The organism is Streptomyces sp. SID12501 (assembly GCF_010550245.1).
Lineage (GTDB): Bacteria > Actinomycetota > Actinomycetes > Streptomycetales > Streptomycetaceae > Streptomyces.
Genome location: NZ_JAAGLU010000800.1, coordinates 1 through 419 on the forward strand (window position 1 = coordinate 1; position 419 = coordinate 419).

1 protein-coding gene is annotated in these 419 nt (G+C 72.3%); it reads right to left on the reverse strand.

The window, feature by feature from the left end; all coding sequences use genetic code 11:
- A partial coding sequence (locus tag G3I71_RS48525; RefSeq protein WP_164325372.1) for a transglycosylase family protein occupies positions 1–217 on the reverse strand: 217 nt, incomplete at its 3' end.
- Between the last annotated feature and the right edge of the window lie 202 nt (positions 218–419).

The following is a 419-nucleotide window of genomic DNA, read 5'->3' on the forward strand; positions in this document are numbered from 1 at the left end:
CCCGCCAGGTCGACGCGGAGAACTGGAGGCCGCCGTAGTACCCGTTGCCGTTGTTGATGCTCCAGTTGCCCGAGCTCTCGCACTGGGCGACCTTGTCCCAGGTCGCCACACTGGCCGCCGAGGCCGAGGTGGTGCCCAGCGAGAGTGCGGCGGACGCGCCGATGGCGACGGTGGCGGTGAGCGAGGCGAGCGCGGTGGTTCGACGGCGAGCAGGCATGGCGGATCCCCCGGGATGATGACGTGGATGTGCTGCGGACGCGCAGTGGCGCGGTGCCCGGGGGTACGCGTTTTCGGCCGCACCACCCGGTGTTTCCCCGGCCCCTGCGGGCCGTTGACACGATCATGTCCGCTGGTGGGAGGCCGATCCAGGGGTTCCGGCCGGCCGAAAGCGGCCCCGGCCGGAAGCGTCCGCCGGGGCT